Raw genomic sequence first — 13,243 nt, forward strand, 5'->3', positions numbered from 1 at the left:
TCTCCGGCAAGGGGCGTCAGGATGACGGATGAGTGTTGCAAAGTCGGATTGCAGTGTCAACAACATTAAACTTTTGCAACACCCGGTCCCGGATGACCATCATGCAACCCGGCATGATTGGATATAAAATGCGGATCTTATATTTCCTGCACGCATATAAGGCGTGCGGGTCACGAACGAGGACACCATGAGTCTCCCCCTGATCCTGAACCTGGCGATCGCCCTCGCCGGCTGCGGCGTGCTGTACACGATGCAGCAACGGCACCTGTCCTTCACGAAGCGCGTGTTCACGGGCCTCGGCCTCGGCATCGTGCTCGGCGCCGCGTTCCAGGCGTTCTACGGCACGGGCGCGCCCGTCATCGCGCAGACGAACGCCTACCTCGACATCGTCGGCACGGGTTACGTGAAACTCCTGCAGATGATCATCATGCCGCTGATCATGGTCTCGATCATCCAGGCCATCCTGAAGCTGCGCGATGCGTCGTCGCTGGGCAAGATCAGCCTGCTGACGATCGGCACCTTGATGGTCACGACCGCGATCGCGGCCACCATCGGCATCCTGATGGCCAAGCTGTACGGCCTGTCCGCCGTCGGCCTCACGTCGAGCGCGGCCGAGGTCGCGCGGGGCCACTACCTCGAAGGGAAGCTGGCGACGGCGCAGGACGTGTCGCTGCCGACATTGATCCTGTCGTTCATCCCGGAGAACCCGTTCCTCGACATGACGGGCGCGCGCAAGACGTCGACGATCGCCGTCGTGCTGTTCTCGATTTTCATGGGAGTGTCTGCCACGGGCATCGCCGCCAAGAAGCCGGACGTGTTCGAAAAATTCAGCGAGTTCGTCCACGTCGCCCACGTGATCGTGATGCGCATGGTGACGCTCGTGCTGCGCCTGACGCCGTTCGGCGTGTTCGCCCTCATCACGCAGGTGCTGGCGAGTTCCAGCCTGCACGACATCGTGAACCTGATCGGCTTCGTGATGGCCTCGTACAGCGCACTGATCCTGATGTTCGGCGTGCACCTGGTGATCATCGCGGCCGTCGGCCTGAACCCGGGCCGCTACGTGAAGAAGATCTTCCCCGTGCTGGCGTTCGCGTTCACGTCGCGCACGTCGGCCGGCTCCATCCCGATGAGCGTGCAGACGCAGACGGCGCGCCTCGGCACGCCGGAAGGCATCGCCAACTTCGCCGCGTCGTTCGGCTCGATGATGGGCCAGAACGGCTGCGCCGGCATCTATCCCGCGATGCTCGCCGTGATGATCGCGCCGACCGTCGGCATCGATCCGTTCACGAGCGGCTTCCTGCTGCCGCTCGTCGGCATCGTGACGATCGGGTCCGTCGGCGTGGCCGGCGTTGGCGGCGGCGCCACGTTCGCCGCCCTGATCGTGCTGTCGGCGCTGAACCTGCCGGTCGCGCTGGCGGGCCTGCTGATTTCCATCGAACCCCTGATCGACATGGGCCGCACGGCGCTGAACGTCAGCGGCTCCATCACGGCCGGCACGTTCGCCAGCCGCGTGCTGGGCCAGACCGACATGCGCGTATTCGACAGTGATGCGGACGCGAACCTCGACAGCGAGGAACAGGTGGCGTGACGCCCCGAATGGTCGCGTAAGACGGCGGCAGGCGCCCGCGTAAGACCGTGCCTACACCGAGTTTTAACGTACGTTTTCGTCCGGAATCGTGCGCGGAAAGCCCGCCGAATCCGTCTATGATCTCGTCATGTCAAAATCACAAACGGTCGGATGATGGATCAGAAGTGGCCTCAAGAGATCTGGCTCGTCAGGCATGGACAAAGCGCGGGCAACGTCGCCCGTGATGCCGCCGAGGCAGCCGCCGGCCTCAGCATCGACATTGCCGAACGCGACGTCGACGTCCCCTTGTCCGACCTGGGCCGGCGCCAGTCGCAGGCGCTGTCGGACTGGTTCGCCGCCTTGCCGCCCGACGGCCAGCCGAACGTCGTGCTGCATTCGCCATATTTGCGCGCAGCGCAGACGGCCGACATCCTGATGCAGCGCCTGAACCGCGACGAGCTGCTGGCCGTGCATGCCGACGAACGCCTGCGCGAAAAGGAGTTCGGCATCCTCGACCGCCTGACCGTGCGCGGCATCGCCGAGAAATATCCCGAGCTGCATGAACAACGCCACCACGTCGGCAAGTTCTACTTCCGTCCGCCCGGCGGCGAGAGCTGGTGCGACGTCATCCTGCGCCTGCGCAGCGTCCTCGACACGCTCACGCGCGAGTACCCGCGCGAACGCGTGCTGATCGTCGCGCACCAGGTCATCGTCAACTGCTTCCGCTACCTGGTGGAACGGATGGACGAGGCGACGATCCTCGAGCAGGACCGCGCCGGCGACGTGCCGAACTGCTCCGTCACGTCGTACGCGTTCGACCCCACATTGGGCAAGCGCGGCAAGCTGGCCGTGCGGTTGATCAATTTCGTCGCGCCGCTGGAAGACAGCGGCACGCCCGTCACGGTCGCCAAAGACCAGCCCACCGCCGCCAAGGCCTGAGGTCCTCCATGCCGCAGCACACCCCTGCCCGCCCGCGCGACGTCGACACGAGCCTGCTGCGCGCCTGGCCGCTGCCCGTGCCGTCGAACGACGCCGACAAGGAGGGCCGCGGCCACGTCCTCGTGCTGGGCGGCTCGCGCGAAATGCCGGGCGCCGTGATCCTCGCCGCCACCGCCGCGCTGCGCGCGGGCGCGGGCAAGCTGACGATCGCGACGGGACGCAGCGTGGCGCAGCTGGTCGCGCTGGCGATCCCCGAATCGCGCGTGCTGGGCCTCGCGGAAAACGACGCGGGCGGCTTCACCGTCGAGGCCGTGGCCGCGCTCGATCCGCTGGCCGACAAGATCAGCGCCATCCTGATCGGGCCCGGCATGCAGGACGAGGCCGCGACGGCCCGCCTCGTGCACGCGCTGCTGCCCCGCCTGGACGGCACCGACACAAAGGTGTTACTGGACGCCGAGGCAATGGGCGCCGTGCTGCATCCGCCCGCCGGCGATCCCCCGTTCCGCTTCGCCGTGCCCGTGCTGCTGACGCCCCATGCGGGCGAGATGGCGCACCTGACGGGCATCGCAAAGGACGACGTCTGCGCGGCGCCCGACCGCCACGCGCTGGACGCGGCGCAGCGCTGGAACGCCGTCGTCGCGCTGAAAGGCGCGCGCACCGTCATCGCGGCGCCGGACGGCGAAGAGTGGCAGCACGAAGGCGGCAACGTGGGGCTCGCCACGTCAGGCTCCGGCGACGTGCTCGCGGGCGTCATCGCGGGGCTCGCGGCGCGTGGTGCGCAGCTTGCGCAGGCCGCCGCCTGGGGTGTCGCGCTGCATGCGCGCGCGGGCGAGAGGCTGGCCGAACGCTTCGGAAAACTGGGTTACCTGGCGCGGGAATTGTGCGACGACATTCCCTCGCTGCTCGAACAGGCCGCCGGCACGGATGCCGGCGCGCCGCCACGACCATCCGGCCATGTCGCCGGTGGGCTGAGGACTGGACGATGATGGTCCGGTCCGTATCAAGAGAAGGAGCGCAATCCGACGAACCGGCCGGCCCGATGCCAGTCTAATCGTCACAGTCGGATTCGTACTCCACCGGGGCCGCGTATTGCGTCGGTTCCCCGATGGTTCACGCTTGGGCCTGCAGGTCCATCGGGAACCCTAAGCCGTCGCCGACCTCCGGCGCATTACCCGGAGACGGCGGCACACCATAGACGTGAACGAGGAGTCATTCAAATGAAAGCTCTTAACAACGCATCGAAAGTCCTGTTGGCTGCGGCCTTGATGGCAAGCCTGGCCGCCTGCAAGAAAACGGAACCCACCAGCACGACGGGTACGGGTGAAACGTCGGCCACCGCGCCGACCAGCAGCTCGGGCACGAGCGGCACCAGCGGCTCGACCGCCACCGGCACCACGGGCGCCACCGGCACGACGGGCGACACCACGGGCACCGGCGCAACGGGCACCACGGGCACGATGAACGGCAGCACGGGCACAACGGGCACGACGGGTGATACGGGCACCGGCGCGACGGGCACCGGCACCACCGGTACCGGCACCACGGGCACGAACACGACGGGCCACTGATCGCCATGGCGCAGCGGCAAAGGGTCGCAGACGGCCCTTTGCGCCGGCGCGGCCTGCCACCGCGCTGGCATCATGGCACCGCAAGACCGTGCGGTCGTCGTTCCGGCACCGAGACCGGTAGGGTGGGCACCGCAACGAACAAGGGCCTGCACGTGCAGACCCTTGTTCTTGCTTGCCGGCCGCGGCCGGCAACGTGTCACGCCGTTGCCGGACGGCCGCGGCCCAGTGCGAAGCGGCCGACCTTCACGATCGTGCGGTACACGAGGCGCACGAGCACCAGCGTGAGGATCGCCTCGATGAAGGTCATCACGAATGCCGGCACCGCCGTGTAGCGGACGGCGCGGCGGTGGAACTTCGCCACCATCCGGTCGCGCGCGATCTCGATGCTGTCGTAGAACGTCGGGACGACCAGCAAGGTGAGCATCGTCGACGTGATCGTGCCGCCGATGATCGCGATTGCCAATGGCTGGTAGAACTGGCCCGAATCGCCCAGCGCGAGCGCGACCGGGAACATGCCCGCGATCAGCGCGAACGTCGTCATCAGGATCGGCCGCAGGCGGGCGCGGCCGGCGGCCATCAGCGCTTCCTCGCGATCCATGCCTTCCGCCTCGCGGGTACGGGCGGCGTCCAGCAGCAGGATCGCGTTCTTCGCCACGAGGCCCATCAGCATGATGATGCCGATGAAGCTCATCAGGTTCAGCGTGCCGTGCGTGAGGATCAGCGCGAGGACGACGCCGATCAGCGACAGCGGCAGCGACAGCATCACGGACAGCGGCGCCGTGAACGAGCCGAACTGCATCACGAGGATCAGGTACATCAGGCCGATGCCGGAGACGAGCGCGATCGTCATCTGCGTGAACACCTCGGCCTGGTCCTTGCCGGCGCCGCCCAGCGACAGGCCGTAGCCCGGCGGGAAGTCCATCGACTTGGCCAGCTTCATGGCCTCGTCCGTGACTTCGCCGTTCGAGCGGCCCTCGACGTTGGCCGACACGGTGATGACGCGCTTGCCGTCCTTGTGCTCGATCGCCGACGGACCTTTGCCCATCGTGATCTTCGCGATCTGGTCGAGCGGGACCATCGTGTTGGTGCCGTTCACGGCGATCGGCAGGCGCTCGATGTTCTCGGCGCCCACGCGGTCTTCCGGTGCCAGGCGGACTGCGACGTCGCGGGTCTCGCCCGTCGGGTCGACCCAGTCGCCCACTTCGATGCCGGCGAACGCGACGCGCAGCGCGCTGGCGGCGTCGCCGACCGAGATGCCCATCATGTTCGCGAGGCCACGGTCGAGCTCGATCTGCAGCTCGTCCTTCGGATCCTGCTGCGACAAGGTGACGTCGACGGCGCCCCGCACCTGGCGCAGCTTGTCCATGTAGGCGTTCGTCAGCTCCATCAGCTTGCGCGAATCGGGGCCCGTGAACTCGATCTGCACGGGCTTGCCGTTGCCGTTCAAGTCGTCCGTGACCGTGTACTCGGCACCGACGAGGCGCGCGATCTTGCCGCGCAGCTCGACGGCGATCTCGGCGGCCGTGCGGTGGCGCTGGCCGCGCTTGCCGATGTCGACGTAAATGCGGCCGCCGGCCGACGTGATCGAGCTGTTCGTCTCCTTCGTTTCCGGCAGGGTGCGTGCGATGGCGGCCGCCTCTTCCATCTTCATCTTGGCATAGCCCACCGACGACGACGCCGGCGTGCGCACTTCGATGGCGATCTGGCCCGCGTCCATCTTGGGCAGGAACGCGGAGCCGCCGAAGCCCATGTGCAGGGCGAGCGCGCCGACGAAGCTGGCGACGGCGATCAGGGTCATCCAGCGGCGGTGGTGCAGCGCCCAGGCGATCACGTGGCCGTAGCGGTTGGCCTGGTGGTCGAACCAGACGTTGAACTTCGCCAGGTATTTCTCGATGCCGCGCTTCGGTGCATGGTGGTGGCCCGGCGGGTCGCCCCAGTAGGCCGACAGCATCGGGTCGAGCGTGAACGAGATGAACAGCGACACGATCACGGAGCACGCGACGGTCAGCGCGAACGGCCGGAACCATTCGCCGGAAATGCCCGGCATGAACGCGACCGGGATGAACACGGCCATGATGGAGAACGTCGTCGACGCGACGGCCATGCCGATCTCGGCCGTGCCTTCCAGCGCGGCCGTGCGGCGGTCGGCGCCGTTTTCCATGTGGCGCACGATGTTTTCCCGCACCACGATGGCGTCGTCGATCAGCACGCCGATGGCCAGCGACAGGCCCAGCAGGGTCATGAAGTTCAACGTGAAGCCGCACAGCCACACGGCGATGAACGCGGCCAGCACGGACGTCGGCAGCGACAGCGCCGTGATCAGGGTGGAGCGCCAGGAATTCAGGAACGCGTACACGACGAAGATGGTCAGCACGGCGCCGAACACGAGCGATTCGATCACGTTGTTCAGGCTGCGCTGCGCCTCGTCGCCGCCGTCGCGCGTCACATCCAGCTTGGTGCCCTGCGGCAGTTCCTTGTTGATGTCCTCGACCATCGCCCGGACCTTCTTGGCGATGCCGACGGTGGACGCTTCACGCGAGCGGACGATCGAGATGCCGACGTTCGAGCGGCCGCTGCGCATCGAATAGCTTTCGATGTCGGCGAAGCCGTCCTTCACGTCCGCCACCTGGTTCAGGCGCACGATCGTGTCGCCGTTGCGCTTGACGACGATCTGCGAAAAGTCTTCCGGATGCTCGATGCGGCCGACGAGACGGATGCCCTTCTCGTCCAGTTCGCTGCGCACCTTGCCGACCGGCGCATTCGTGTTCTGGCGCGACAGCGCGTTCGTCACATCGCTGACCGAGACGTTGTACTCGCGCAGCTTTTGCGCGTGCAGCAGCACGGACAGTTCGCGCTTCAGCGAACCGTTGACCTGCACGTTGGCGACGCCGTCGACGGCGCGCAGGCGGTCGGCCAATTTGTCCTCGGCGAGGCGCGAGATCTCGGCATGGCTCAGCGTGCTGGACGACAGGGCGAGATTCATGATCGGCTGGGCCGACGGGTCCACGCGCCGCAACACGGGTTCGCGCATCTCGACCGGCAGCTTGTAGCGCACGCCGGCGATCGCGTTACGCACGTCGTCGGACGCTTCGATCAGGTTGCGCTTGAAGTCGAACTGCAGCACGATCGTCGCGCTGCCTTCGTTCGCGTACGAGTTGATCTCTGTGACGCCGGTAATCGCCTGCATCGGCTTTTCGAGGCGTTCGAGCAGTTCGCGCTCGCTCGTCTCCGGCGACGCGCCCGGGTACGGAATCGTGACCACGATGATCGGGATCTCGACGTCCGGGTTCTGGTTCACGCGCAGCTTGGACAGCGCGAGCAGGCCCATGCACATCATGCCGATGACGAGCACGAGCGTCGCGATGGGTTTCTTGACACTGAAATTGGACAGGAACATGTCGGATTCCCCAGATTATTTGGCCGGCGCCGGATTGCTGGCGGCGCTCGCCACCCGCGCTGCCGTCATCTCGACCTTCTGCCCGTCCTTCAGGCTCGAGTTCGGATGGCGCAGCACGGTGTCGCCGGCGGCCACGCCGCCCTTCACTTCGAAGCCGCCCGAGCGAGGGTCGCGCTGGCCCATCGCCAGGTCGGCCTTGGCCAGCGTGTTGCCCTTGACCTTCCATGCATACGTCTTGTCACCGTCACGCACGAGCGCGGACTCCGGCAGCATCAGCGCGTCGGACAGCTCGGCGTCGATATGGCCTTCGGCATACAGGCCGGCCACGCGCGGACGGCTTTCGCCCGCGAAGCCGACGAGCACCTCCACCTGGCGCGTGACGTCGTTCGCGGCGGGGTCGATGCGCTTGACGATGCCGCTGAATTTCTGTTCGCCGTAGCCGTTCACGCGGAACATGACGGGCTGGCCGACCTTGACGGCGGCGATCTTGTCGGCCGACACACGGCCTTCGAAGCGCATGCTCGACGGATCGATCACCTTCAGCAATTCCTTGCCGATCGCCGCGGTGTCGCCCGGCGACACCTTGCGGTCCGACACGATGCCGTCGAACGGCGCACGCACGAGCGTGCGGGTGACCTGCTGCTGGGCGGCCACGACGCGCGCGCGCGCGGCCGACAATTCGCTCTGCGCGGAGTTGCGGCGCACTTCCGCATCGTCGAGCGCCTGGGCCGACGTCATGCCCGAGGCGCGCAAGGTCTTCAGGCGCTCGAGGGCGCGCTGCGACTGCTCGAGCGCCTGCGTGGCGGCGCGCTGGGCTTCCTGGGCCGACATCAGGCTGTCGCGGATCGACGTCTCGTCGAGCTTGACGAGCACGTCACCTTTCTTGACCGGATCGCCGTTTTCCTTCAGCACCTGCAGCACGACGGCGGACACTTCCGCGCGCAGATCGGCCTTGCGTTCCGGCTGGATCGAGCCCGTGATCACGGGGCCGTTCGCCAGTTCGCTGCTCTGCACGGTCAATACATCCTCGGGCGCGACGAGCAGCTGGACGGCCTTGCCATCCTTCTGTTTGCCGTCCGCCTGTGCCGTGGTGGCGCCCGGCTTGGCAGGGTCCTTGTCATGTTTTCCGCACGCAGTCAGTGCAGAAGCAATGGCAAGGAAAATTATAGTTTTGCGCAACATTTTTTTGTTCCCCCGAGGATGGACTCGCTACCTGTAAAAATAAGAATGGAAAAGGCCAGCGGGCAGTATCAATGACCCTGTCCTGACCGTCAATTGACGGTTCGGCAAAGCGCGGTTTTGGTGGGATGAACTGCAGATAGGCGGGATGAAATGCGTTTGGCCGAGTATGAATTGCACGACAAAACGGACAGGCGGACGGGGGGCGGACGTCCGCCCACTGTGCAGAGTTACCTGGAGAACAGGTGGTACACGAGGTTGCCCATCAGGATGCCGGTGACGATACCGCCGCCGATCTCGACCAGCGTGTGGCCCATCCGCTCGCGCAGGGTCTTGTGGCCGGTCGTGCCCTCAGCCAGGCGGTTGATCGCGGCGGCCTGGCGCCCCACGTGCTGGCGCAGGCTGTTGGCGTCGATCATCACGATGAAGCACAAGGTGACGGCCACGCCGAACGCCGGGTGGCCGATGCCCTCGCGCAGCGCGATCAACGTGGCCATGCTCGTGACGGTGGCGCTGTGGTTGCTGGGGAAGCCGCCGTTGCCGACCAGGTTGAACGCCCAGCGCCGCTGGCGCGCACTGTTGATGAGGAATTTGATCGGGCCGACCACGAGCCAGGTCAGCAAGGGGGTGACCAGGTAAGAGACATCCATGTGAAATCCATTCGACGAAGACGGCGGGCATTATCGCAGATGCCATGTTGCGTGAGCAATTTCATGCTGACCCAACACCGGCGCCACACGGCATCCGCTGCGCCCGCCGCCGTGGGAACCGGTTAATATGCGCGGGTGTGGTGTTTCAGTCAATAATTCGGCGCTGCCGGGCGCCTTGGTGAGTCTTGGGAGAAGTGCATGCAACATTTCAGGTTGTCGTTCGTGGTCGCCGCCGTCCTGCTGGCGCTGGCCGGCTGGTGGGGCTTCGCCCACGGCGGCAGTGCGGGGCTGCTGCAGGGCCTGTGGATCGCGGCCGTGCTCGGGGTGCTCGAGATCTCGCTGTCGTTCGACAACGCCGTCGTCAACGCGACCGTGCTGCGCAACTGGAACCCGTTCTGGCAAAAGCTGTTCCTCACGGTCGGCATCGTCGTCGCCGTGTTCGGCATGCGCCTGCTGTTCCCCCTGGTGATCGTATCGGTGGCGACGGGCCTGGGCCTCATCGACGTGTGGCATATGGCGGTCGCCAACCCGGCCGAGTACGCCCGCAACCTCACGTCGCGCCACGCCGAAGTGGCCGCGTTCGGCGGCGCGTTCCTGCTGCTGGTCTTCCTCAACTTCCTGTTCGACGAGGAAAAGGAACTTCATTGGCTCGGCTGGCTCGAAGAAAAAGTGGGCCAGTACGGCACGGAAGGCCTCGCCATCCTGCTGGCGCTGCTCGCCGCGTTCGGCTGCATGAGTCTCGTGCCGCCCGAGCGCAAGCTGTCGGTGCTGATTGCCGGCATCATCGGCGTGCTCGTGTACGTGGGCGTGGACTGGTTTTCCGGGCTGCTGGAGGAAGAAGAATCCGATCCGGCGGTGGGCAAGCTGATCTCGCAGGGCAGCATCGGCGGCTTTTTGTACCTGGAAGTGCTGGACGCGTCGTTCAGCTTCGACGGCGTGATCGGCGCGTTCGCGATCACGAACGACGTCGTGATCATCATGCTGGGCCTCGCGATCGGCGCCATGTTCGTCCGCTCGCTGACCGTGTTCCTCGTGCACAAGGGCACGCTGGACGAATTCGTCTTCCTCGAGCACGGCGCGCACTACGCGATCGGCATCCTCGCGCTGATCATGTTCGCCAGCGTCGAATACGAGATTCCCGAATGGTTCACCGGCCTGTCCGGCGTGGCGTTCATCCTGGTGTCGCTGTGGTCGTCGATCCGCTACAGGAAGCGCACGGCGCTGGAACCGGCGGCCTGAACGTAACTCTCAACCGAAAGCAGAAAGGAAGCAAGATGGCGATCAGTTTGCAGAAAGGCGGCAACGTCAACCTGTCCAAGGAAGATCCGAACCTCAAGCGGGTCATCGTCGGCCTCGGCTGGGATCCGCGCTCGACCGACGGCGCCACCTTCGACCTCGACGGCAGCGCCTTCCTGCTGCGCGGCGACGGCAAGGTGCGCGGCGATGCCGACTTCATCTTCTACAACAACCTGCAGTCCGCGGACGGCGCCGTCAAGCACACGGGCGACAACCGCACGGGCCAGGGCGAAGGCGACGACGAGCGCATCCTCGTCGACCTCACGCGCGTGCCGCCCGAGATCGAGAAGATCGCGTTCTCCGTCACCATCCACGAGGCCGACCAGCGCCGCCAGAACTTCGGCCAGGTCGGGCGCGCCTTCATCCGCTGCCTGAACGCGGACGGCGAACGGGAGATCGCCCGCTACGACCTGTCGGAAGACGGCTCGTCGGAGACGGCGATGATCTTCGGCGAGCTCTACCGCTACGGCAACGAGTGGAAATTCCGCGCCGTCGGCCAGGGCTATAACGGCGGCCTCGGCCCCCTCGCCCGTTCGTTCGGCGTGAACGCTTAAGTCTGGCCTGATTGACAATCCGGGCGCTCATGTCAGAATGGGCGCGCTTCGTCACGTCCGTGACCTCAACCACCGCACACGACCATGCCCAATACCCTGCCGCGCCGCGCCTTCACCCTCCTCGTTGCCGTCGTCATCGCCGCCGTGGCGCTGTTCGCCCTGTACACGTGGGTCGTGCTGCACTGGTCGTATTCGGAAGGCGAACGGGCGGGCTATCTGCAGAAGCTGTCGCGCAAGGGCTGGCTGTGCAAGACGTGGGAAGGCGAGATCCTGCTGTCGAGCATGCCGGGTGCGATCCCCGAGCGCTTCAACTTCACCGTGCGCGACGAGAACGTCGTGCGCCAGTTGCAGGCCGCGATGGGCCAGCGGGTGCAGCTGACGTACGAACAGCACATCGGCATCCCGACCTCGTGCTTCGGCGAGACGCAGTACTTCGTCGACAAGGCCGTCGTCGGCGGCACGAACCCGGTGGCGCCCGGCAATATGTGACGTCTTGCCACACAAATGTTAGACGCAAACATTTTTGTTGCCGCCTGAGTCGCCCTGTCCTACACTCTCCTGAGCATGCATACAGACAACAGGAGACAACATGCAACAGAATGCCATCCGCAAGATCGTCATCGTGGGGGGCGGCACGGCAGGCTGGATGACCGCGGCCCCGCTGGCCCAGCGGCTCGGCAGGCGCTGCGAGATCGTGCTCGTGGAATCGCCGGAGATCGGCACCATCGGCGTCGGTGAAGCGACCTTGCCCACGATCCGCTTCTACAACAGCGTCCTCGGGCTGGACCACGCGGACTTCGTCAAGAAGACCCAGGCCACCTTCAAGCTCGGCATCGAATTCAAGGACTGGGGCCACGTCGGCAACCGCTTCTTCCACGGCTTCGGCGACTTCGGACCTCTGCTCAACGGCATCCAGCCGCACCATTACTGGTTGCGCCTGGCCCGTACGTTCGACCAGATGCCGGCCATGGACAACTGGTCGATGGCGTCCGTGATGGCGCGCACGAACAAATTCGCGATGCCGTCGGACGCGCAACCGCAGGTCACGGACGCATTCACGTTCGGGTACCAGTTCGACGCCGGGCTGTACGCCGCCTACCTGCGCGATTACGCAATGGCGCGCGGCGCGCAGCGCATCGAAGGCAAGATCACGGGCGTGGACCAGCATCCGGAGACGGGCTTCGTCACGGCCGTGCGCCTCGACGACGGCCGCGCGATCGGGGGCGACCTGTTCATCGACTGCTCGGGCTTCCGCGCCCTGCTGATCGAAGGCGCGCTCAAGACGGGGTACGACGACTGGAGCGAATACCTGCCCTGCAACAGCGCGCTCGCCGTGCCGTCCGCCCGCGTGGCGCCGCTCACGCCGTACACGCGCTCGACGGCGAAGGGGGCGGGCTGGCTCTGGCGCATCCCGCTGCAGCACCGCACGGGCAACGGCCACGTGTACAGCAATGCGTTCACGACGGATGAGCAAGCACGCCAGGACCTGCTCGACGGGCTGGACGGGGCAGCGCTGGACGAGCCGCGACAGCTGCGCTTCGTGACCGGCAAGCGCAAGAAATCGTGGGTCAAGAATGTCGTCGCCATCGGCCTGTCGGCCGGTTTCGTCGAACCGCTGGAATCGACCAGCATCAGCCTGATCGAAACGGCCACCGGCACGCTGCTCGAACTGTTTCCGGACCGCGAGTTCCGTCCCGAACTGGCGAACGAGTTCAATCGGCTCATCAACAGCCGCTACGAGTCGATCCGCGACTTCATCATCATGCACTACAAGCTGACCAAGCGCGACGACACCGAATTCTGGCGCCATTGTGCGAACATGAAGATCCCCGATACGCTCGCGGAACAGATCGAGCTGTTCCGCGAGACGGGCCGCGTGACGATCCGCGACCGCGACAGCTTCGGCCTGCCCTCGTTCGTCTCGATGTTTGTCGGCCTGGGCATCGAGCCGAAGCGCTACGACCCGTTCGTGGACGAGGTCGACATCCGCCAGCTGCACGGGCATTTCGCCGGGCTGCGCGATCTCATTGCGCAGGCGGCGGCGAAGATGCCGGACCATGCGGCGTTTTTGGCGTCGAACCCGAAGGCGTAAA

At 65.9% G+C, this 13,243-nt stretch carries 11 protein-coding genes; 8 read left to right on the forward strand and 3 right to left on the reverse strand.

What is annotated here, in order from left to right:
- Nucleotides 1-187: 187 nt before the first annotated feature.
- The 4 genes from NX784_RS18970 (at nucleotide 188) to NX784_RS18985 (ending at nucleotide 4,074) form a co-directional block, all read left to right on the forward strand.
- Nucleotides 188-1,588 carry an L-cystine transporter gene (locus tag NX784_RS18970; RefSeq protein WP_258818255.1) on the forward strand — a complete coding sequence of 467 codons (1,401 nt, stop codon included), beginning with the start codon at nucleotides 188-190 and terminating at the stop codon, nucleotides 1,586-1,588.
- Nucleotides 1,589-1,741: 153 nt separating this feature from the next.
- Complete coding sequence (locus tag NX784_RS18975) at nucleotides 1,742-2,506, forward strand: histidine phosphatase family protein (protein ID WP_258818360.1); 765 nt, start codon at nucleotides 1,742-1,744, stop codon at nucleotides 2,504-2,506.
- A gap of 8 nt (nucleotides 2,507-2,514) precedes the next feature.
- Nucleotides 2,515-3,492, forward strand: a complete 978-nt coding sequence (locus NX784_RS18980; protein WP_258818256.1) for an NAD(P)H-hydrate dehydratase — start codon at nucleotides 2,515-2,517, stop codon at nucleotides 3,490-3,492.
- Nucleotides 3,493-3,723: 231 nt separating this feature from the next.
- Entirely contained in the window at nucleotides 3,724-4,074 is a 351-nt protein-coding gene (locus NX784_RS18985) for a hypothetical protein (RefSeq protein ID WP_258818257.1), read from the forward strand.
- A gap of 196 nt (nucleotides 4,075-4,270) precedes the next feature.
- Here NX784_RS18985 and NX784_RS18990 read toward each other — a convergent pair whose 3' ends face one another.
- The 3 genes from NX784_RS18990 to NX784_RS19000 form a co-directional block, all read right to left on the reverse strand.
- On the reverse strand, nucleotides 4,271-7,471 hold the full coding sequence (locus tag NX784_RS18990) for an efflux RND transporter permease subunit (RefSeq protein ID WP_258818258.1): 3,201 nt from the start codon (nucleotides 7,469-7,471) through the stop codon (nucleotides 4,271-4,273).
- Between the two features lie 15 nt (nucleotides 7,472-7,486).
- Nucleotides 7,487-8,653, reverse strand: coding sequence for an efflux RND transporter periplasmic adaptor subunit (locus tag NX784_RS18995; protein WP_258818259.1), 1,167 nt, complete (start codon nucleotides 8,651-8,653; stop codon nucleotides 7,487-7,489).
- Between the two features lie 227 nt (nucleotides 8,654-8,880).
- Nucleotides 8,881-9,300: a divergent PAP2 family protein gene (locus NX784_RS19000; RefSeq protein ID WP_258818260.1), complete on the reverse strand. Its 420-nt coding sequence runs from the start codon at nucleotides 9,298-9,300 to the stop codon at nucleotides 8,881-8,883.
- 198 nt (nucleotides 9,301-9,498) lie between these two features.
- On the opposite strand from NX784_RS19000, the gene NX784_RS19005 reads away from it, so the two are divergent.
- The 4 genes from NX784_RS19005 (at nucleotide 9,499) to NX784_RS19020 (ending at nucleotide 13,242) form a co-directional block, all read left to right on the forward strand.
- A complete protein-coding gene (locus NX784_RS19005) occupies nucleotides 9,499-10,539 on the forward strand; it encodes a DUF475 domain-containing protein (protein ID WP_258818261.1) in 1,041 nt (346 codons plus the stop codon).
- Between the two features lie 35 nt (nucleotides 10,540-10,574).
- The gene (locus tag NX784_RS19010; protein WP_258818262.1) at nucleotides 10,575-11,150 is read left to right on the forward strand and encodes a TerD family protein; all 576 of its coding nucleotides are present in this window, start codon (nucleotides 10,575-10,577) and stop codon (nucleotides 11,148-11,150) included.
- A gap of 84 nt (nucleotides 11,151-11,234) precedes the next feature.
- Complete coding sequence (locus tag NX784_RS19015) at nucleotides 11,235-11,639, forward strand: DUF8785 domain-containing protein (protein WP_258818263.1); 405 nt, start codon at nucleotides 11,235-11,237, stop codon at nucleotides 11,637-11,639.
- Between the two features lie 100 nt (nucleotides 11,640-11,739).
- On the forward strand, nucleotides 11,740-13,242 hold the full coding sequence (locus tag NX784_RS19020; RefSeq protein WP_258818264.1) for a tryptophan halogenase family protein: 1,503 nt from the start codon (nucleotides 11,740-11,742) through the stop codon (nucleotides 13,240-13,242).
- The last annotated feature ends 1 nt before the right edge of the window (nucleotide 13,243 follow it).

The organism is Massilia pinisoli (genome assembly GCF_024753285.1).
In the GTDB taxonomy this organism is placed as follows: domain Bacteria; phylum Pseudomonadota; class Gammaproteobacteria; order Burkholderiales; family Burkholderiaceae_D; genus Telluria; species Telluria pinisoli.

Bases quoted from the DNA above. Each gene is read 5' to 3' on its own strand.
- NX784_RS18970 (WP_258818255.1), top strand. From the start codon at position 188: ATGAGTCTCCCCCTGATCCTGAACCTGGCGATCGCCCTCGCCGGCTGC.
- NX784_RS18975 (WP_258818360.1), top strand. From the start codon at position 1,742: ATGGATCAGAAGTGGCCTCAAGAGATCTGGCTCGTCAGGCATGGACAA.
- NX784_RS18980 (WP_258818256.1), top strand. From the start codon at position 2,515: ATGCCGCAGCACACCCCTGCCCGCCCGCGCGACGTCGACACGAGCCTG.
- NX784_RS18985 (WP_258818257.1), top strand. From the start codon at position 3,724: ATGAAAGCTCTTAACAACGCATCGAAAGTCCTGTTGGCTGCGGCCTTG.
- NX784_RS18990 (WP_258818258.1), bottom strand. From the start codon at position 7,471: ATGTTCCTGTCCAATTTCAGTGTCAAGAAACCCATCGCGACGCTCGTG.
- NX784_RS18995 (WP_258818259.1), bottom strand. From the start codon at position 8,653: ATGTTGCGCAAAACTATAATTTTCCTTGCCATTGCTTCTGCACTGACT.
- NX784_RS19000 (WP_258818260.1), bottom strand. From the start codon at position 9,300: ATGGATGTCTCTTACCTGGTCACCCCCTTGCTGACCTGGCTCGTGGTC.
- NX784_RS19005 (WP_258818261.1), top strand. From the start codon at position 9,499: ATGCAACATTTCAGGTTGTCGTTCGTGGTCGCCGCCGTCCTGCTGGCG.
- NX784_RS19010 (WP_258818262.1), top strand. From the start codon at position 10,575: ATGGCGATCAGTTTGCAGAAAGGCGGCAACGTCAACCTGTCCAAGGAA.
- NX784_RS19015 (WP_258818263.1), top strand. From the start codon at position 11,235: ATGCCCAATACCCTGCCGCGCCGCGCCTTCACCCTCCTCGTTGCCGTC.
- NX784_RS19020 (WP_258818264.1), top strand. From the start codon at position 11,740: ATGCAACAGAATGCCATCCGCAAGATCGTCATCGTGGGGGGCGGCACG.